The sequence below is a fragment of the [Zimmermannella] faecalis ATCC 13722 genome, from assembly GCF_000381765.1.
GTDB lineage: Bacteria > Actinomycetota > Actinomycetes > Actinomycetales > Microbacteriaceae > Gulosibacter > Gulosibacter faecalis.
Genome location: NZ_KB907074.1, coordinates 438261 through 456833, shown reverse-complemented (window position 1 = coordinate 456833; position 18573 = coordinate 438261). Strand labels below are relative to the sequence as shown.

General features: G+C 66.6%; 19 protein-coding genes. All 19 read left to right on the top strand.

The features are described from left to right. Positions 1–28 precede the first annotated feature (28 nt). Complete coding sequence (rpsO, locus tag G328_RS0102135) at positions 29–298, top strand: 30S ribosomal protein S15 (protein ID WP_019617699.1); 270 nt, start codon at positions 29–31, stop codon at positions 296–298. Positions 299–464: 166 nt separating this feature from the next. Next, positions 465–1442, top strand: a complete 978-nt coding sequence (gene ppk2, locus G328_RS0102130; RefSeq protein ID WP_019617698.1) for a polyphosphate kinase 2 — start codon at positions 465–467, stop codon at positions 1440–1442. Positions 1443–1522: 80 nt separating this feature from the next. Then, positions 1523–2686 carry a cystathionine gamma-synthase gene (gene metB, locus G328_RS0102125; protein WP_019617697.1) on the top strand — a complete coding sequence of 388 codons (1164 nt, stop codon included), beginning with the start codon at positions 1523–1525 and terminating at the stop codon, positions 2684–2686. A gap of 191 nt (positions 2687–2877) precedes the next feature. Then, entirely contained in the window at positions 2878–5136 is a 2259-nt protein-coding gene (locus tag G328_RS0102120) for a polyribonucleotide nucleotidyltransferase (protein ID WP_019617696.1), read from the top strand. 74 nt (positions 5137–5210) lie between these two features. After that, complete coding sequence (locus G328_RS0102115; RefSeq protein ID WP_026339591.1) at positions 5211–6557, top strand: M16 family metallopeptidase; 1347 nt, start codon at positions 5211–5213, stop codon at positions 6555–6557. Next, the gene (locus G328_RS0102110) at positions 6554–7153 is read left to right on the top strand and encodes a histidine phosphatase family protein (protein WP_019617694.1); all 600 of its coding nucleotides are present in this window, start codon (positions 6554–6556) and stop codon (positions 7151–7153) included. Before G328_RS0102115 ends, G328_RS0102110 begins: the two co-directional genes overlap by 4 nt. Positions 7154–7213: 60 nt before the next feature. After that, on the top strand, positions 7214–7942 hold the full coding sequence (dapB, locus tag G328_RS0102105; protein ID WP_019617693.1) for a 4-hydroxy-tetrahydrodipicolinate reductase: 729 nt from the start codon (positions 7214–7216) through the stop codon (positions 7940–7942). A 4-nt stretch (positions 7943–7946) separates the two neighbouring features. Then, on the top strand, positions 7947–8399 hold the full coding sequence (locus G328_RS0102100) for a tetratricopeptide repeat protein (RefSeq protein ID WP_019617692.1): 453 nt from the start codon (positions 7947–7949) through the stop codon (positions 8397–8399). A 9-nt stretch (positions 8400–8408) separates the two neighbouring features. Beyond that, positions 8409–9137: an FAD-dependent thymidylate synthase gene (thyX, locus tag G328_RS0102095; RefSeq protein ID WP_019617691.1), complete on the top strand. Its 729-nt coding sequence runs from the start codon at positions 8409–8411 to the stop codon at positions 9135–9137. Positions 9138–9159: 22 nt separating this feature from the next. Then, positions 9160–10341 (top strand): radical SAM family heme chaperone HemW, encoded by a 1182-nt coding sequence (gene hemW / locus G328_RS0102090; protein ID WP_019617690.1) that lies wholly within the window; start codon positions 9160–9162, stop codon positions 10339–10341. A 20-nt stretch (positions 10342–10361) separates the two neighbouring features. Then, positions 10362–11390, top strand: a complete 1029-nt coding sequence (gene hrcA, locus G328_RS0102085; RefSeq protein ID WP_026339590.1) for a heat-inducible transcriptional repressor HrcA — start codon at positions 10362–10364, stop codon at positions 11388–11390. Between the two features lie 56 nt (positions 11391–11446). Continuing rightward, a complete protein-coding gene (gene dnaJ, locus G328_RS0102080) occupies positions 11447–12541 on the top strand; it encodes a molecular chaperone DnaJ (RefSeq protein ID WP_019617688.1) in 1095 nt (364 codons plus the stop codon). Further along, positions 12541–13275, top strand: coding sequence for a 16S rRNA (uracil(1498)-N(3))-methyltransferase (locus G328_RS0102075; RefSeq protein WP_019617687.1), 735 nt, complete (start codon positions 12541–12543; stop codon positions 13273–13275). The genes dnaJ and G328_RS0102075 overlap by 1 nt, the downstream gene beginning before the upstream one ends. 32 nt (positions 13276–13307) lie before the next feature. Next, positions 13308–13655 (top strand): histidine triad nucleotide-binding protein, encoded by a 348-nt coding sequence (locus G328_RS0102070; protein ID WP_019617686.1) that lies wholly within the window; start codon positions 13308–13310, stop codon positions 13653–13655. A gap of 28 nt (positions 13656–13683) precedes the next feature. Next, entirely contained in the window at positions 13684–14604 is a 921-nt protein-coding gene (locus tag G328_RS13765) for a PhoH family protein (RefSeq protein ID WP_019617685.1), read from the top strand. Next, entirely contained in the window at positions 14601–15077 is a 477-nt protein-coding gene (ybeY, locus tag G328_RS0102060) for an rRNA maturation RNase YbeY (RefSeq protein WP_019617684.1), read from the top strand. Before G328_RS13765 ends, ybeY begins: the two co-directional genes overlap by 4 nt. A gap of 1 nt (position 15078) precedes the next feature. Further along, a complete protein-coding gene (locus tag G328_RS0102055; protein WP_019617683.1) occupies positions 15079–16359 on the top strand; it encodes a hemolysin family protein in 1281 nt (426 codons plus the stop codon). After that, the gene (gene era, locus G328_RS0102050) at positions 16356–17243 is read left to right on the top strand and encodes a GTPase Era (protein ID WP_019617682.1); all 888 of its coding nucleotides are present in this window, start codon (positions 16356–16358) and stop codon (positions 17241–17243) included. Before G328_RS0102055 ends, era begins: the two co-directional genes overlap by 4 nt. Further along, a complete protein-coding gene (locus G328_RS13760; protein ID WP_154651500.1) occupies positions 17209–18564 on the top strand; it encodes a sensor histidine kinase in 1356 nt (451 codons plus the stop codon). Before era ends, G328_RS13760 begins: the two co-directional genes overlap by 35 nt. The last annotated feature ends 9 nt before the right edge of the window (positions 18565–18573 follow it).

The following is an 18573-nucleotide window of genomic DNA, read 5'->3' as shown; positions in this document are numbered from 1 at the left end:
CGCAGCGAACGAAAGGGGCTCAACGCCAATGGCACTGAACGCAGAAAAGAAGCAGTCGATCATCGCCGAGTACGCCACGCACGAGGGCGACACCGGGAGCCCCGAGGTGCAGGTTGCGCTGCTGAGCGCACGCATCACCGAGCTCACCGAGCACCTCAAGCAGCACAAGCACGACTACCACTCGCGTCGTGGCCTCCTGCTGCTCGTGGGTCAGCGTCGTCGTCTGCTCAAGTACCTGACCGACGTCGACATCGAGCGTTACCGTGCGCTCATCGAGCGCCTCGGCCTGCGCCGATAGCCTTGCGCCGCTCGGCGTAGCCGAAGCACGTGTACCTGTGCCCCGTGTCGTGTAGACACGGGGCACAGGTGATTTTCCAGCAATGGCCGGCGGGCGCATCGGCGCGCGCCTGCCCGTATTCTGAATCCGTCTCCCCATTCGCTCCGCACGACGCCGAGGAAACCCCATGAGTGACCCAACGAAGACCACGCAGGAGAAGGCACGCAAGGCCGCGTCGCCAGCAACCAAGTCGTCGAAGTCGCGCACGTATCGGCTCAACCGGGCCGGCGTGCCAGAGACCTCACCCGCGGGCGATGAGTTTGCCGAGCTTGCCGAGCAGCACTTGGTCAGCGATGACGCATGGAAGCAGGGGTATCCGTACAGTCGCAAGCTCACGCGCGCGGTCTACGAACGACAGAAGCGGCTGCTGCAGATCGAGTTGCTCAAGCTGCAGACCTGGGTCAAGGAATCGGGGGAGAAAGTCGTCATCCTATTCGAGGGGCGTGATGCCGCGGGCAAGGGCGGCGCGATTAAGCGGTTCATGGAGCACCTCAACCCACGTGGCGCGCGGACGGTCGCGCTCGAGAAACCGACCGAGAAGGAGTCAACGCAGTGGTACTTCCAGCGCTACGTTGAGCATCTTCCCTCCGCAGGTGAGATCGTGCTCTTCGACCGTTCTTGGTACAACCGGGCAGGCGTTGAACGCGTCATGGGGTACTGCACACCAACGCAGTATCTCGAGTTCACCCGGTCTGCGCCGGAGTTCGAGCGGATGCTCGTGAATAGCGGCATTCACCTCGTCAAGTTTTGGTTCTCGGTTGGCCGCGCGGAACAGCTCGCGCGCTTTGCCGCGCGCCGTGACGACCCAGTGCGGCAGTGGAAGCTTTCACCGACCGACCTCGCGTCCCTCGACAAGTGGGACGAGTACACGGCAGCGAAAGAGGCGATGTTCTTCTACACCGACACGGCCGAGTCGCCCTGGACCGTCATCAAGTCCAATGACAAGAAACGAGCCCGGCTCGAGGCGATGCGATTCGTGCTCGCGCAGTTCGAGTATCCGGGCAAAGACCGATCGGTCGCCGTGCAGCCCGATCCGAAGCTCGTCGGTTCGCCGCGAGTGCTCTCCGACGAGGGGGAGGGGTCGGGTCCGTTCGCTGGCGTGTGACGCAATGCGTCGTCCACGTCGAGCGGGGCTCGGGCGCGTAGTTAGGGTTGCGACCAGCAGTCGTCGTTTTCAGGAGCATCATGACCGAGTTTTCGAGCCTTACCCGTGCAACCCGAGCCGGTATCGAGTCGGACACCGCGCAGGGCGCGGTCGTTCCTCCCGTGTACCTCTCGACGAACTACACGTTCGCGAAGTTCGGAGAGCCGCGCCAGTTCGACTACACCCGCTCGGGGAACCCGACGCGGGCCCTCCTCGGTGAGGCGATTGCCGAGCTCGAGGGCGGTGCGGGCGCGACCGTCGTCGCGACCGGTATGGGTGCGGTCACCCTCGTAACGCTCGCGCTCCTGCGCCCGGGCGACGTTGTCGCGTATCCGCACGACTGTTATGGCGGCAGCTGGCGCCTCTTTGAGCAGCTCGGCGCGAAGGGCCTCTACCGGTTCGAGCCGGTCGATTTCACCGACACCGAGGCAGCGAAGGCGCGAATCGCAGAACTCGAGCCGCGCGTCGTGTGGCTCGAGACGCCGTCGAACCCCCTCCTTCGCGTTACCGACGTGCAGGCAATCGCAGACGCGGCGCACGCGGGCGACGCGCTCGTCGTTGTCGACAACACGTTCCTCACGCCCCTGGCACAGCGCCCCTTCGAGCTCGGCGCCGACGTCGTCGTGCACTCGGTGACGAAGTACCTCAATGGGCACTCCGATGTCGTGCAGGGTGCCGTGGTCGGCAAGACCGCCGAGCTCGCCGAGCAGTTCGACTGGTGGGGTAACGTGCTCGGGCTCACGGCGAGCCCGGCTGACTCCTACCTTGTGATTCGCGGACTGCGCACCCTCGAGGTGCGGTTCGAGCGTCACCAAGAGAACACGCTCCGCGTGGTCGAGGCCGTCAAGTCGCACCCCGCCGTCAAGCAGCTCAACTTCCCGGGCTTGCCCGACCACCCCGGCCACGAGATCGCTAAGAAGCAGCAGAGCGGGTTCGGCGCGATGTTCTCAATCGAGCTCGCCGGCGGTGAGGCTGCCGTTCGCAGCTTCCTCGACGCGGTCGAGTTGTTCTCGCTCGCCGAGTCGCTCGGTGGTACCGAGTCGCTCGTCGCACACCCCGCGACGATGACCCACGCATCGATGACCCCCGAGGCGCAGGCGGCCGCAGGAATCACTGATGGCCTGCTCCGGTTCTCGATCGGCATCGAGCCCGTCGAAGACCTCATTGCCGACCTCACGGCAGCGCTCGACGCGGCGGCCAAATAGCCGCCCGTCAGGCGGGCGCTGGTAGGCTGGGCAAGTTCGTACCAATTCGCACGCGACTCAGCATTGCTGATTGTCGGTGGTGACGAGCCGGACGTGCCTCGAGCGCCCAGCCGGATCGCGACTACTGATGGTCAGCCGAGGGAGTCTCGACAGGTGTTGTGTGCGTGCGAGCGACACAAAGGAGGAGACCTGTGGAGGGTCCCGAAATCAAATTCGCCGAAACCGTCATCGATAACGGAAAGTTCGGCACTCGCAAGATTCGCTTCGAGACGGGTCGTCTCGCGCAGCAGTCGCAGGGTTCGGCCGTCGCGTACCTCGACGACGAGACCATGCTGCTCAGCGCCACGAGCATCTCTAAGCACCCGAAGGAGCACTTCGACTTCTTCCCGCTGACGGTTGACGTCGAGGAGCGCTCGTACGCCAAGGGCGCGATCCCCGGCTCGTTCTTCCGCCGTGAGGGCCGCCCCTCGACCGAGGCGATTCTTGCCTGCCGCCTTATCGACCGCCCGATGCGTCCGTCGTTCGTCGACGGCCTCCGCAACGAGGTGCAGATCGTCGTGACGGTGCTCTCGATCGCGCCCGACGAGACCTATGACGTGCTCGCCGTGAACGCGGCATCGATGTCGTCGCAGATCTCGGGCGTGCCGTTCTCGGGCCCCATCGGCGCGGTGCGCATCGTGCTCATCGACGGCCAGTGGGTCGCGTTCCCGACCTACTCGCAGCAGCTGCAGGCGACGTTCGAGCTGACGGTCGCGGGCCGCCTCATCACGAAGGCCGACGGCAGCGAAGACATCGCCGTCATGATGGTTGAGGCGCAGGCGCCCGACCACGCGTGGGAGCTTATCCAGGCTGGCGCGCGCAAGCCCGACGAGGCGGTCGTTGCCGGTGGCCTCGAGGCATCGAAGCCGTTCATCACGCAGCTCATCAAGGCGCAGCAGTCGGTTGCCGACCAGGTGAACAAGCAGACGAAGGAATACCCGACCTTCCCCGCGTACTCCGAAGAGGTTCGCGCGATCGTCGAGGCCGAGGCAAAGGACGAGCTCGGCCGCGTCTACCAGATCGCCGACAAGATCGAGCGTCAGACCGCCGACGATGAGCTCAAGGCTCGCGTCACCGAGGTCGTCGCCGCGAAGGTCGAGGCTGGCGAGCTCGAGGAGTCGGCGCTCGGCCAGGTGTCGGGTGCCTACAAGTCGGTAACGAAGGACGTCGTGCGCGGCCGCGTGCTGACGACCGGCGAGCGCATCGACGGCCGCGGTGTCGCCGACATCCGCCAGCTCGACGCCGAGGTAGAGGTTGTGCCGCGCGTGCACGGCTCGGCGATCTTCCAGCGCGGCGAGACGCAGATTCTCGGCGTCACGACGCTAAACATGCTCAAGATGGAGCAGCAGATCGACTCGCTCAGCCCGATCGATTCGAAGCGCTACATGCACCACTACAACTTCCCGCCCTACTCGACCGGCGAGACCGGTCGCGTCGGGTCGCCGAAGCGCCGCGAGATCGGCCACGGAAACCTCGCCGAGAAGGCGCTGCTCGCCGTGCTGCCGACCCGTGAGGAGTTCCCCTACGCGATCCGCCAGGTCTCGGAGGCGCTCGGCTCGAACGGCTCGACGTCGATGGGCTCGGTCTGCGCCTCGACGCTCTCGCTGCTCAATGCGGGCGTGCCGCTGCGCGCACCCGTCGCCGGCATCGCCATGGGCCTCGTGTCGGCCGAGGTCGACGGCGAGATGAAGTACCAGGCACTCACCGACATCCTCGGTGCCGAAGACGCACTCGGCGACATGGACTTCAAGGTCGCCGGTACGTCGGAGTTCATCACGGCGCTGCAGCTCGACACGAAGCTCGACGGCATCCCCTCGGAGGTGCTCGACGCGGCACTGCAGCAGGCACACGACGCCCGCATCAAGATCCTCAACGAGGCAATCACCGCAGTGATCTCGGAGCCCGACGAGATGGCGGCCACCGCGCCGCGCATCATCTCGGTGCAGATCCCCGTCGACAAGATCGGTGAGGTCATCGGCCCCAAGGGCAAGGTGATCAACCAGATTCAGGAAGACACCGGCGCCGACATCTCGATCGAAGACAACGGCACCGTGTTCATCGGCGCGACCGACGGCCCCTCAGCCGAGGCCGCCCGTGCGCAGATCAACGCGATCGCGAACCCGCAGGTTCCCGAGGTCGGCGAGCAGTACCTCGGTACCGTCGTCAAGCTCGCGAGCTTCGGCGCGTTCGTCTCGCTGCTGCCGGGCAAGGACGGCCTGCTCCACATCTCCGAGGTGCGCAAGCTCGTCGGCGGCAAGCGCGTTGAGAACGTCGAAGACGTGCTCTCGGTTGGCCAGAAGGTGCTCGTGAAGATCACCAAGGTCGACGACCGCGGCAAGCTCTCGCTCGAGCCCGTGCTCGAAGAGGGTGACGGCGCAGACGAGGCCGATGCCGACGCCGACGTCGAGTAGTAATCTCGTTCAACCGACCGAGGGGTCCGCGCGTTGCGCGGGCCCCTCGGCCGTTCCGGTAAACTCGGGTCGATATGTCTGCACCCGTTCCGTTGCCGCTCACACTTCCCAACCTCGACGAAGAGATTTCCGGGGGAGCGCGGCTGCGGCGAACCGTGCTACCGAGCGGGGTGCGACTCATTACCGAGGATGTGCCGGGAGCGGCTTCGGTCTCGATCGGCTGTTACGTACCGCTCGGGTCGCGCGACGAGCGCGACCGCGAGTACGGCTCGAGCCACTTCCTTGAACATCTGTTGTTCAAAGGCACCCCGACGCGGGATGCCCGCACGATCGCGCTGGAATTTGAACGCGTCGGCGGTGATTTCAACGCCGCGACTTCGCGGGAGCAGACGGTGTATCACGCGCGGGTGCGGGCGGAAGACCTCGGCATGGGGATCGACGTGCTCAGTGACATGCTTACCGGTTCGCTGCTCGACCCCGGAGAGTTCGAGCTTGAGCGGGGCGTGATTCTCGAAGAGATCGCCATGAGTGAAGACGACCCCGTCGACGTGCTCTGGGAACGCTTCTACGAGAACTACTTCGGTGACCACGCGCTCGCCCGCCCAATCGCCGGCACGCCGGAGTCGATCCAGGCGTCGCTGCGCGACGAGGTCTGGGAGTTCTATCGTCGCAACTACCGGCCATCGACGCTCGTTGTCGCGATCGCGGGTCGTGTCGACCACGAGGCGGCCCTCGAGCGGCTCGAGGCGGGGCTGCGTGCGGGCGGATGGAACCTCGACACCGAGCGCGCGCCCGTTGCGCGCCGCGAGGCCGACCCTGGGCTCGAGATTGCCCGTCGACAGCCGCTCGAGATGCTCGAGCGCCCGCTCGAACAGACCAACCTCATCCTCGCCACCGCCGGCCTCGCCGCGGGTGACCCACGCCGACACGCATTCGGGCTGCTGCACCACATCCTCGGCGGTGGCATGTCGTCTCGCCTCTTCCATGAGGTGCGCGAACGCCGCGGCCTCGTGTACTCGGTGTACTCGTTCGCCGCGAGCCACGCCGACGCCGGCATCACCGGAGTGAACCTTGCGTGCCTGCCCGAGAAGGCGGCGGAAGCGATTCGGGTGATTCGCGGTGAGCTCGAGCGCATCGCGAGCGAAGGTGTGACCGACGCAGAACTTGCCGATGCGAAGACGTCCGCGGCAGGCGGCGGCGCCCTCGCGCTCGAGTCGATGCACTCCCGCATGAACCGACTCGCCCGGGCCGACCTCGTGCTCGGCGAGTTCATCGACCTCGACACTTCGGTTGCGCGGCTCACTGAGGTCACCGCCGAGGACGTGCGGGGGCTCGCGGGCCTCCTGCTCGGCCGCCTGACCGCAGAAACTATCGGGCCGGTAACGAAGGCGGCCCGCGAAGAGTTGGAGGCACTCGTATGAGTCACTTCCTGTACCTCGTGCGTCACGGCGAGCAGCGCGACGCGGAGTTCGGCGTCAACGACGGCCCACTCTCGGAGCGCGGCCGCGCCCAGGCACACGCGCTCGGCGCGCGCCTGCGCGAGGTGCCGTTCGACCGCGCGTTTACCTCGCCGCTCGACCGCGCGCTCGAGACCTCCGACATCCTCCACGAGTACGTGCAAGGCCCCGCGATCGAGCCGTCGAACCTGCTGTTCGACTGCATCCCCTCGTCGAAGGAGGGCGCTCCGGAGGGCTACGACAGTTTCTTCTCGGGCGTCGACGCCGAGACGGTGGAGGCCGGCGAGGCGCAGATGCAGGATGCCCGCGCGGCATACTTCACGCGCGAGCGCGGCGACGTGCACACGCTGCTGGTCACGCACAACTTCGTCATCGGGTCACTCGTCGCAGGCGCGCTCGACCTGCCGAAATGGCGCTGGCTGACTCTGCGAAGTGGCAATACCGCGCTCTCGATCGTGCGTATCCGCTCGACCCGCCCCAACGAGCTGACCCTATTCGGCTCGATGTCGCACCTGCCGCACCATCAGCGCACCGGCATGCCCTGGACGCCAAACGTCTAACTCAACGCATCGCGTCGCAGCCTGCGCCGCAACTCACCGCACCTGAGGAGCCCATCACACATGACGATCAACGTCGCCGTCACCGGCGCGACCGGCCGCATGGGCCGAGTCATTGTCGATCTCATCGAATCGACCGACGAGCTCGCACTGCACGCCGCGCTCGACTCGTCTTCTTCGCTCGACGAGATGGTGGGCGCTGACGTGCTCATCGACGTGACGAATCTTGAGTTCTCGGAGCGCGCCGTTTCGTTTGCGCTCGCACACGGGCTCAACGTAGTCGTCGGCACGAGCGGCTGGAACGCCGATCGTCTTACCGAGCTCGAGGGAGAAATTCCCGCCGACCGCGGCGTGCTCGTCGTGCCGAACTTCTCGGTGGGGTCGGTGCTCTCGACGCACCTCGCGGCAATTGCGGGGCGCTTCTTCGACTCGATAGAGGTGATCGAGGCGCACCACGACCGCAAGATCGACTCGCCGTCGGGCACCGCAGTGCGCACCGCCGAGGCGATCGCCGCAGCACGAGACACCGCGCTCGAGCCGCCGTTTGCCGACCAGACCGCGCGCGGCGAGGTCGTTGCCGGCATTCCCGTGCACTCGATGCGTCTGCGCGGCGTCGTCGCCGACCAGCAGGTGATCCTTGGAGGTGTGGGTGAGGTCGTGACGATTCGGCACGAGACCCTGAGCCCGGGCGCGTACTCGCACGGAATCGAACTCGCGCTGCGACAGTCGCCCGACCTTCGGGGCCTCACGGTCGGCCTCGATGCTCTGCTCGGTCTGGAATCGGGCAGGTAGCGGGATGCGAAGTGCCAACGGCGCGAAAATCGGCGTCTATGTGCTAGTCGCCCTCATGGCGATCTACGTCGTGGCGATCGCTGGGCTCGTGTGGGGGCTGGTGACGAGCGGCGACGTGGCGGGAATCATCATGGGCATTGCCCTCACGGTCTTCCCGATTGTCGGAGTTCTGTTTGTCGTGCGCGACCTGCAGTTCGTAGCGCAGTCGAACCGGCTCGTCGAGCGAATGGCGGAGGCGGGCGAGCTGCCAGAAGACAATCTGCCGCGGCAGAACAGCGGTCGCCCCGAGCGGGCTGCGGCCGACGCCGACTTTGAGGTCTGGAAAGCCCAAACCGAGGCGGCACCCGAACAGTGGCGCAATTGGGTACTCCTTGGGCTCGCGTACCGCGCCTCAGGCGACACGGCGCGCGCTCGCAAGGCGCTCCGCCAGGCAATCTCGTTGGAACGCGAGAGCTAGGATATTCGGGTGACTGACGCGATCGAATTCCGAAGTGACGTAACCGTTGAACTCGTGCGCGCGCAGGGCGCCGACCGAGACGTGCTGTTCGCAGCTCGCGTGTCGACGCAGGGGGAGCAGAGCCTCGAGGCGGCCGAGAGCGCCGACGAACTCGCAAAGCGCGACCGCGGCCTTATCAATTACCTCATGCGCGACCGGCACGGGACGCCGTTCGAACACAACTCCTTCACCTTCTACGTGCAGGCACCGATCTTCGTATTCCGCGAATTCCAGCGGCACCGCATGGCGAGCTATAACGAGGAATCGGGCCGCTACCGCGAGCTTCAGCCCGTGTTCTACGTGCCCGCCCCGGAGCGGAACCTGCGCCAGGAGGGCCGCCCAGGTAAGTACGAGTTCCACTCCGGCACGCCCGAGCAGGTCGAGCTCGTGCAGCGTGAGGTTCGGGCACAGTCGGAGGCCGCGTACGCGAGCTACCAGCGGATGCTCGACGCCGGGGTTGCCCGCGAGGTCGCCCGCACGGTGTTGCCGCTGAACATCTACTCGTCGATGTATGTCACGGTCAACGCGCGATCCCTGATGAACTTCCTGTCGCTGCGACGGAAGGTCGATGGTTCGACCTTCCCCTCGTTCCCGCAGCGCGAGATCGAGCTGTGTGCCGAGCAGATGGAAGCCCTCTGGGCTGAGCGCATGCCGATCACGGCCGAGGTGTTCGAATCGAACGGTCGAGTTGCCCCCTAGCGCTCTACCCGACGGAGATCCGGTGCCGAGCGACGGCGCCCTCCCCGAATCCGCAACCACCGGCCTCGCCGACCGACAGTTCGGGGCGTACGTGCACATCCCGTTCTGTCGGGTGCGCTGTGGCTACTGCGATTTCAACACGTACACCGCGCAGGAGTTGCGCGGCGTGAGCCAGTCGAGCTATGCCGACGCGGTGGCGCTCGAGATCGAGCTCGCGGCGGGCGTTCTCGCCCGCGCGGGCCACCACGAACCCCTGCACACGGTATTTTTCGGCGGCGGAACCCCGACGCTGCTGCCCGCGAGCGACCTTGTCGCGACGCTGGGCCGGCTTCGCGACGCGTTTGGTATCCGCGAGGGTGCCGAGGTGACAACCGAGGCAAATCCTGACTCGGTGGACGAGGCGTACCTTGCACAACTGCGCGACGGCGGATTTACCCGCGTGAGCTTCGGCATGCAGTCGGCGGTGCCGCACGTGCTGCGCACGCTCGACCGGACGCACGACCCGGCCCGCGTGCCCGAGGTGGTCGCCGCGGCCAAGCGGGTGGGCCTCGAGGCGTCGGTCGACCTGATCTACGGGACGCCCGGCGAAACGATCGACGACTGGCGGGCATCGCTCGAGGCGGCAATCGCCCTCGAACCGACCCACATATCCGCATATGCACTCATCGTCGAACCTGGGACGGCACTCGCGCGGCAGATTCGCCGCGGCGAGGTGGGCCCGGTCGACGACGACCTCCAGGCCGCTATGTACGAGCTCGCCGACGACCTGCTCGGTGCCGCGGGCTACCGCTGGTACGAGATCTCGAACTGGTCGCTCGATGGCGAGCATCCCTCTCGGCACAACCTCGCGTACTGGCACGACACCGACTGGTGGGGATTCGGCCCCGGCGCACACAGCCACGTGAACGGCACGCGCTTCTGGAACGTGAGGCATCCCGCGGCGTACGCCGCGAGGCTCCGTGACGGCAACTCGCCCGCCGCGGCGCGGGAGGAACTCACGTCCGATCAGCGTTACGCCGAACGCGTACTGCTGCGCAGCCGCCTCGCCGAAGGCCTGCCCCTCTCGGAGCTGCGCGAACGGCGCGGTATCGCGGAACTCATCGCCGCCGAGCTCATCGACGGCCCGTCCGCGATTCGGGGAACATTGCGGCTCACGCGTCGGGGTCGGCTCCTCGCCGACGTGGTGGCCCGGGAGCTCGCCTGAGCCGAAGTAAACTGGGCGACATGGTGAGCGAACGCAGTCTAGAGGTGTTGCGCGCCATCATCGGCGACTACGTCGCCACGCGAGAGCCGGTCGGTTCGAAGCGGTTGGTGGAGCGCTATCAGTTTGGCGTGTCTGCGGCGACCATTCGGAACGACATGGCCGCCCTCGAGGAGGCCGATCTCATTGTCGCCCCGCACACGTCCTCGGGCCGCGTGCCCACCGACAAGGGGTACCGCCTGTTCGTCGACCACCTCGCCGACGTGCGTCCCCTCACGCAGGCCCAGAAGCGCGCCATCGAGCAGTTCATGGAGGGTGCGATCGACCCCGAGGAACTCCTCACCCGGTCGGTGCGCAGCCTCGCGCAGCTCACCGGCTCGGTCGCGATCGGACACCTCCCGTCGCTGCTCGAGGCGCGGATTCATCGCATCGAGCTCGTAGCGCTATCGCCGCGCCGGCTGCTCGTCGTGCTGATCACCGACTCGGGGCGAGTTGAGCAGCGCATCGTCGACCTCGAACACGAAGCCGACGAGACGCAGTTTTTGCGGCTACGCGACATCGTGAACGAGCGACTCGTCGGCAAGCGGTTGGAAGACGCGGCCGCCGAGCTGCGTGAGCTTTCGGCCGACGACGACCTCGTTGACGATGAACTCGGCGACGCGGCGTCCCACGTGCTGGGCTCACTCGTGCGCCAGGTCTTCGCGAACCGCGATGACAAGCTGATCATCGCCGGCGCTGCCAACCTTGCGCTGAGCGAGCACGACTTCTCGTCGATCTTCCCCGTGCTTGAGGCGATCGAGGAGCAGGTCGCGCTCGTGCGCCTCGTCGCCGAGCTCGACCTCGACGCTCGCGAGGTGGCGGTCTCGATCGGTCACGAGAACCCCGGTTCGGCGCTCGAGGAGACTAGTATCGTCGCCGCGGGCTACTCTTCCGGCAGCGGCGAAGCCCGACTCGGGCTGCTCGGGCCAACTCGCATGGACTACCAGCGCAACATCGCGGCGATTCGTGCCGTCGCGAGATACCTCTCGCGCATCTTCGACGCGCCGCGCTAGGTGGACTGCGTCACCACACACGAACTTCATCGAATGCATACCAGGAGGCACAGGTCTTGGCAGACCATTACGACACACTCGGCGTGAGCCGCGAGGCGAGCCCCGAAGAGATCAAGAAGGCGTATCGCAAGCTTGCGCGCCAGCTCCACCCCGACGTCAATCCGTCGCCGGAAGCGGCCGAGAAGTTCAAGGACGTCACGGCGGCCTACGACACCCTGTCTGACCCGCAGCGACGCCAGCAGTACGACCTCGGCGACCAGCCGGCGGCAGGCGGCTTTGGTTTCGGCGATATCTTCGACGCGTTCTTCGGTGGCGGCGGCGGGAGCCGGCGCGGGCCACGCTCTCGGGCACAGCGAGGGCAGGATGCGCTCGTGCGCGTCGACCTCGACCTCGCGGAGGTCGTGTTCGGCACGCATCGCGATATTGAGGTCGCCACGGCCGTGCGCTGCGGCACCTGTGAGGGCGACTGCTGTGCTCCCGGTACCTCGCCGACGACGTGTTCCGCCTGTGGCGGCGCGGGCGAGGTAACGCGACAGGTGCGCTCGGTGCTCGGTCCCGTTGTCACGTCGACCCCGTGCGGGATGTGCCAGGGGTATGGCACCGTCATCGAGCACCCGTGCGAGACCTGCCATGGGCAGGGGCGCGTGCGCGCACAGGTGACGCTGCCGGTCGACATTCCTGCGGGCGTCGACACTGGGTTGCGGCTGCACCTGCCCGGTCAGGGCGAGGCCGGCGCCGCCGGCGGCGCCTACGGCGACATCTACCTCGAGATTCGCGTGCGTGACGACGAGACGTTCACGCGTGACGGCGACAACCTGCTCGCCGGCGTCGAAATCTCGATGATCGACGCGATCTTCGGCACCACGACACAGCTCGCCGGCGTTGACGGCGACATCGACCTCGAGATCCCGGCCGGTACACAGCCCGGCGACGTCATCACCCTGCGCGGGCGCGGCGTCACGCGGCTGCGCAGCTCGGCCCGCGGTGACCTCGAGGTGACGCTGCAGGTGCGCACGCCGACGAAGCTCGACCACAAGCAGCGCGACCTGCTCAAGCAGTTCGCCGACCGCGAGAAGAATCCGCAGGAGCCGAAGCTTCTACGCGACGAGCCGGGCCTCTTCTCGCGCCTGCGCGGAAAGTTCGGCCGCTAGTGGCCCACGCCTACTTTGCCGAGCACCTCGACGACGTGCACACCGGTGACGTCGTCGAGGTGACGGGCGAAGAGGCGCGTCACGCGGTCAGCGTCGCACGGCTGCGCGCGGGGGAGCGAATCGATCTGCTCGACGGCCGCGGCACGCGCGTCGCCGCCACCGTGCTCGAGGCCGACCGCGACCGCTTCACCGCGCGAGCCGAGACCGACGCGCTCCTCGAACCCGAGCCGGCGCCGCGCATCCAGCTCGTGCAGGCACTCGCCAAGGGCGGGCGCGACGAACTCGCGCTGCAGGCGGCGGTCGAGCTCGGCATCGACGAGGTCGTGCCCTGGCAGTCCCAGCGGTCGGTCGTCAAGTGGCAGGGCGAGAAGCAACGTAAACAGCGGGCACGCTGGCAGACCATCGCCCGCGAGGCGAGCAAACAGGCGCTGCGAGCGCGGGTGCCCGAAGTGCGCGACGTCGTGTCGACGAAGCAGCTCGCCGGTTTCGCCGAATCGACCACCCTCGTCGTGCTCGATCCGGTCGCCGAACGCACGCTCACCGAGTTCAGCCTCACGGGATCCGACTCGTTCGCCCTCGTCGTCGGGCCCGAGGGCGGCATCGACGCGGCAGAGTTCGCCCTGCTCGAGGAGGCCGGTGCGGTGCGGTGCCGCCTGGGAACGAACGTCCTACGCACTTCGACCGCCGGCCCGGCAGCCCTCGCGACCCTGCTCACGAGGCTCGGGCGCTGGTAGGCGCGCGTCCCTCGGCCGGTAGACTCGCGAGCATGGCCGACAGCATCTTCACCCGCATCATCAACCGTGAGATTCCGAGTGACATTGTCTACGAGGACGATCGCGTGATTTCGTTCAAGGACATCAAGCCGGCGGCGCCGCTGCATCTGCTCGTAGTGCCGAAGGACCCGCAGTACCGCAATGTCGTTGAGCTCGCGGCGGCCGACCCCGACTTGCTCGCCCACATCGTCGCGACGGGTGAGCGGCTCGCGAACGAGCTCGGCGACGGTGATTTCCGACTCATCTTCAACTCCGGTGCGAAGGCCGGGCAAACCGTATTTCATGTGCACGCCCACGTGCTCTCGGGCGGGCTGGAGGAAGCCTCACTTGCCACAAACTGAACGTACCGTCGTCATCGAGGGCGCCTCGATGGTGCACCTGCTCGGCCCGGGAGACCGACTCCTCACGACGATTGAGGCCGAGCATCCGAACGTCGCCGTGCTCGTGCGCGGCAACGAGGTGCACCTGCGCGGCGATCACGACGACGTCGAGGTCGCTGAACAGCTCGTGCGCGAGCTCGCCTCGCTCGCGCAGGCCGGCGTCGCGCTCGAACCCGACGAGGTCGCGCGCTCAGGGCAAATGCTCGCGAGTTCGTCGTCGCCGACGCAGGTGTACGGCGAGGCGATCGTGAACGCCCGCGGTCGCGCAGTGCGGCCGAAGACGCTCGGGCAGAAACGCTACGTTGACGCGATCGACGTCAACACGGTGACGTTTGGTATCGGCCCAGCCGGTACCGGCAAGACCTACCTCGCGATGGCGAAGGCCGTGCAGGCGCTGCAGCGCAACGAGATCAACAAGATCGTGCTGACGCGACCCGCCGTTGAGGCGGGGGAGCGGCTGGGGTTTCTCCCCGGCACCCTCAACGACAAGATCGACCCATACCTGCGGCCACTGTTCGACGCGCTCGGCGACATGCTCGACCCCGACCTCGTCGTGAAGCTCATGGCCCAGAACGTGGTCGAGGTCGCGCCGCTCGCGTACATGCGCGGTCGCACCCTTAATGACGCCTACGTGATTCTCGACGAGGCACAGAACACGACGCACGAACAAATGAAGATGTTCCTAACGCGGCTCGGCTTCGGCTCGAAGCTCGTCGTCACGGGCGACGTGACCCAGGTCGACCTTCCAGGCGGCGGCTCGGGCCTGCGCCACGCCTCCCGCGTGCTGCGGAACCTTCCGGATATCTACTTCGCCGAGCTCACGAGCGACGACGTGGTGCGACACAGCCTGGTCGCCCGCATTGTCGACGCCTATGACGAGTTCGAACGCAACCAGGAGCAGTCACGATGAGCATCGAGATCAACAACGAGTCGGGGTACGACGTCGACGAGGCGCAGGTACTCGGGCTCGCGACCTTCGCGCTCGACTTTGTGCGCGTGCATCCCGACGCCGAGCTGAGCATCGTCTTTGCCGACGTGGCCATGATGGAAGAACTCCACGTGCAGTGGATGGACGAGCCGGGCCCGACCGACGTGCTGAGCTTCCCGATGGATGAGCTGCGTCCGGGCTCGATCGAGCGCCAGACCCCGCCGGGCCTGCTCGGCGACATCGTGGTCTGCCCCGAGGTGGCGGCCGCCCAGGCGATCGTGAACCGGCACTCCACGATGGACGAGATTCGGTTCCTCGTGACCCACGGCATCCTGCACCTGCTCGGGTTCGACCACGCCGAGCCCGAGGAGCACAAGCGCATGTTCGCGCTGCAGGACGAGATTCTCGCGGCGTTCGCGGCGCACGAGCGGAAACGACAGCGGGGTCGCGCGTAACGTGATCGCCGCCCTCGTCGTCATCGCGACGATCCTGCTCATCATCGCCTCGGCGCTGCTTGCGGCCGTCGAGTCGGCGATTGCCGTGCTCTCGCGCGGCGACGTCATCGACGAGGCCGAGGGGCTCGCGCGGCCGGAGCGGCTGCTGCGGATCAGCGAGAACATGTCGGGGCACCGTGAGGCGACGGGTTTCGCCCGCATTTCGGCCGAGACGCTCGCGACCGTGCTCATCTCGGTGTGGCTCACGTCAATTGTCTCGGAGGCCTGGCTCGCGTTCCTCATCGCAGCCATCGTCATGCTCGCGGCGCACATCCTGTTCACCGGCTCAGCGCCACGCTCGATCGGCCGAACGCACCCGAAGCAGACGCTGCGGTATCTCGGGTGGCTCGCGCGCGCGTGTCGCGTCACGATCGGGCCAGTGAGCGACCTGCTCGGCGCGCTTGGCGACATCGTGACACCGTCGAGTGGGCACCGCGGCGCGACGGTTTCGAGCGAGGAACAGCTGCTGTCGATGGTCGACGCCGCGGCCGAGCAAGAGGTGCTCGACGAGGATGATCGTGAGCTCATTCACTCCGTGTTCGATTTTTCGGACCGGCTCGTGCGCGAGGTCATGGTTGCGCGCACCGACATGATCACGGTCGACGCCGACGCGACCGCGAGCGAGGCACTCGGAGAACTGCTGAAGGTCGGGATCTCGCGCGCACCGATCGTCGGCCGAGACAGCGACGATATTCGAGGCATCGCCTATCAGAAAGATCTCGCGCGTCACGTGCTCGAACACCCGACGTCGACGCTCACCGCCGAGGGTGTCGCGCGGCCCGCAACGTTCGTGCCCGAGTCGCTTGCGGCCGACGAGCTGCTGCGCCGCATGCAGCGGGAATCGAACCACTTCGCGATGGTGGTCGACGAATACGGCGGCATCGCGGGACTCGTGACCCTGGAAGACCTGATTGAAGAGCTCGTCGGGGAGATCAGCGACGAGTTCGACCGTGCCTCCGACGAGTACGAGCTCCTCAGTGATGGTTCGCTCGTGGTCTCATCGCGCATGGGACTCAGCGACCTCGGTGAGCTCCTCGACCTCGAGCTCGAAAACGAAGACGTCGACTCCGTGGGTGGCTTGCTGACGATGGCGCTCGAGCGAATCCCGCAGCTCGGCGACCAGGCCGTCGTCGGGCGACTCTCGCTGCTTGCCGACCGGGTGGGTCGTCGGCACCGAGTCACTCGCATTCAAGTTCGGGTCGTGGAACCCGCACACCCGTCGAAAGAAGAGGAAACAGCATGAGCGAATTCCGTGCCGGATTCGTGACGTTCATCGGGCGCCCGAACGTCGGCAAGTCGACACTGACGAACGCGCTCGTCGGCGAAAAGATCGTGATCACGTCGTCCAAGCCGCAGACTACGCGGCGCGCGGTTCGCGGCATCGTGCACCGCGAGTCGGGTCAGCTCGTGATCGTGGACACGCCGGGCGTGCACCGGCCGCGCACGTTGCTCGGGCAGCGCCTCAATGACGTCGTCGAAGAAACGCTCGCAGAGGTCGATGTCGTCGGATTCTGCGTGCCCGCCAACGAGGAGCTGGGCCCGGGCGATCGATTCATCTACGAGTGGGCCGACAAGGCGAAGAGTGCGAAGAAGGTCGCCCTCGTCACCAAGGTCGAGACAACCTCGAAGGCGAAGGTGGCAGAGCAGCTGCTCGCGGTCTCGGAGCTGGGCGACTGGGACGCGATCATCCCCGTATCCGCGGTCGACAAGATCAATCTCGACACCCTCGTGGAAGAACTCATCGCACTCATGCCCGTCTCCGAGGCGCTCTACCCCGACGACATGGTGACGGAGGAGCGGTACACGCAGCGCGTCGAGGAGCTCATTCGCGAGGCAGCCCTCGAGGGCGTGCACGACGAACTGCCACACTCGATTGCCGTGCAGGTCGACGACATCCTTGAACACGACGACGGCGTGCGCGAGATCTTCGCGAGCGTCATTGTCGAGCGCGACAGCCAGAAGGGCATCGTGATCGGGAAGGGCGCGTCGCGCCTCAAGATGGTGCGACAGCACGCGACCCGGCAGATTCAGGCGATCTCGCCCGGGCGCGTGAAATTGACGCTGCACGTCAAGGTGGCGAAAGATTGGCAGCGTGACCCAAAGCAGCTCGGCAAGCTCGGCTTCTAGCGCCGCGACGCGCCGGCGGCGCGTGCCGTCGACGATGCCCGGATGGTTGCGCGCGATTCTCGGGTACCAGGTCGAACACAAGTGGCTGAGCGACTCAGTACTCGCGCTCGCGCTCATGCTGACGGTGGGGTTTCCGTTCTCGCTACGCGCCGACTGGAGCTACTACTTCGACTGGCTGTCGCTGCCGGTGTGGGCGATCTTCACCGCGTCGTTCATCGTGCGCAGGGCCTCGCCATGGGCCGCGTTCATCCTCATGACCTCGGGCTTTCTCGGCAAACTGCTCCTGGGCCTGCCGCCGCACGGCATGGAGATCGCGATCGTCGTCGTGCTATTCACGGGCGCAGTGTGGGGCTCGCGCCCACTGTTCTACCTCACGGCGGTCGCGAGCCTCGTGTATCCGGCCATCGAAGCCGCGTACATCGCGATGTTTCCCGTCGACATGCCGTTCGTCTCAGTTGTCGGCGGCGACGCGGTGCTCAACTTCGACACGTTCCTCGTCAACTTCTCGATCTCGGCGGTGCCGCTGATCCTCGTCTCGGTGCTCAGCTGGGTGGGTGGCGCGGTGCAGCGGATGCAGATGTCGACAAGCCGATACGCGCACTCGGCGCAGATCGCCGAGCTCGAGTATCAGCGCGCTGCGGAACAGCTCGTCGTCGAGCAGGAGCGAAGCCAGATTGCGCGCGACATGCACGACGTTGTTGCCCACTCACTCGCCGTCGTCGTCGCGCAGGCCGACGGCGGCCGGTACCTCATGCGATCGTCGCCACAGGCGGTTGAGCCCGTGCTCGCGACGATCTCCGAGACGGCCCGAGACGCGCTCGTCGACGTGCGCGGATTGCTCTCGCAGCTCCGCCACACGCAGGCAGAGACCGAGCGGAAAACGCTCGACGACCTGCCACCGCTCGTCGCACGCATCCGAGCCGCGGGCCTCAACCTGCAGACAACGGTCATTGGCGAGCGCCGTCCCCTCGGCGCCAACGCCGAGGTCGCGATCTACCGACTCGTGCAGGAGTCACTCACGAACGCGCTCAAGTACGGTGACGGGCGCTACCCGACACAGCTCGTGTCGAAGTGGAGCGACCACTACGAGATCACGGTTCGCAACCGGATCGCGAAGAAGCCGAAATTCCAGAGCGGCTCCCGCCACGGCATCGTCGGTATGCGTGAGCGGCTCGCGGTAGTGGGCGGCACCGTGACCGCGTCGGCGCAGGGGGACACCTGGGTCGTGCACGCCAGCCTCCCGTTCGTCGACCGGTCGCGCGCAGCCGCGACACCCGGCTTGCCGCACAAGCAGAACGAATCGGAATCGTCGACATCGTAGGCTAATGAG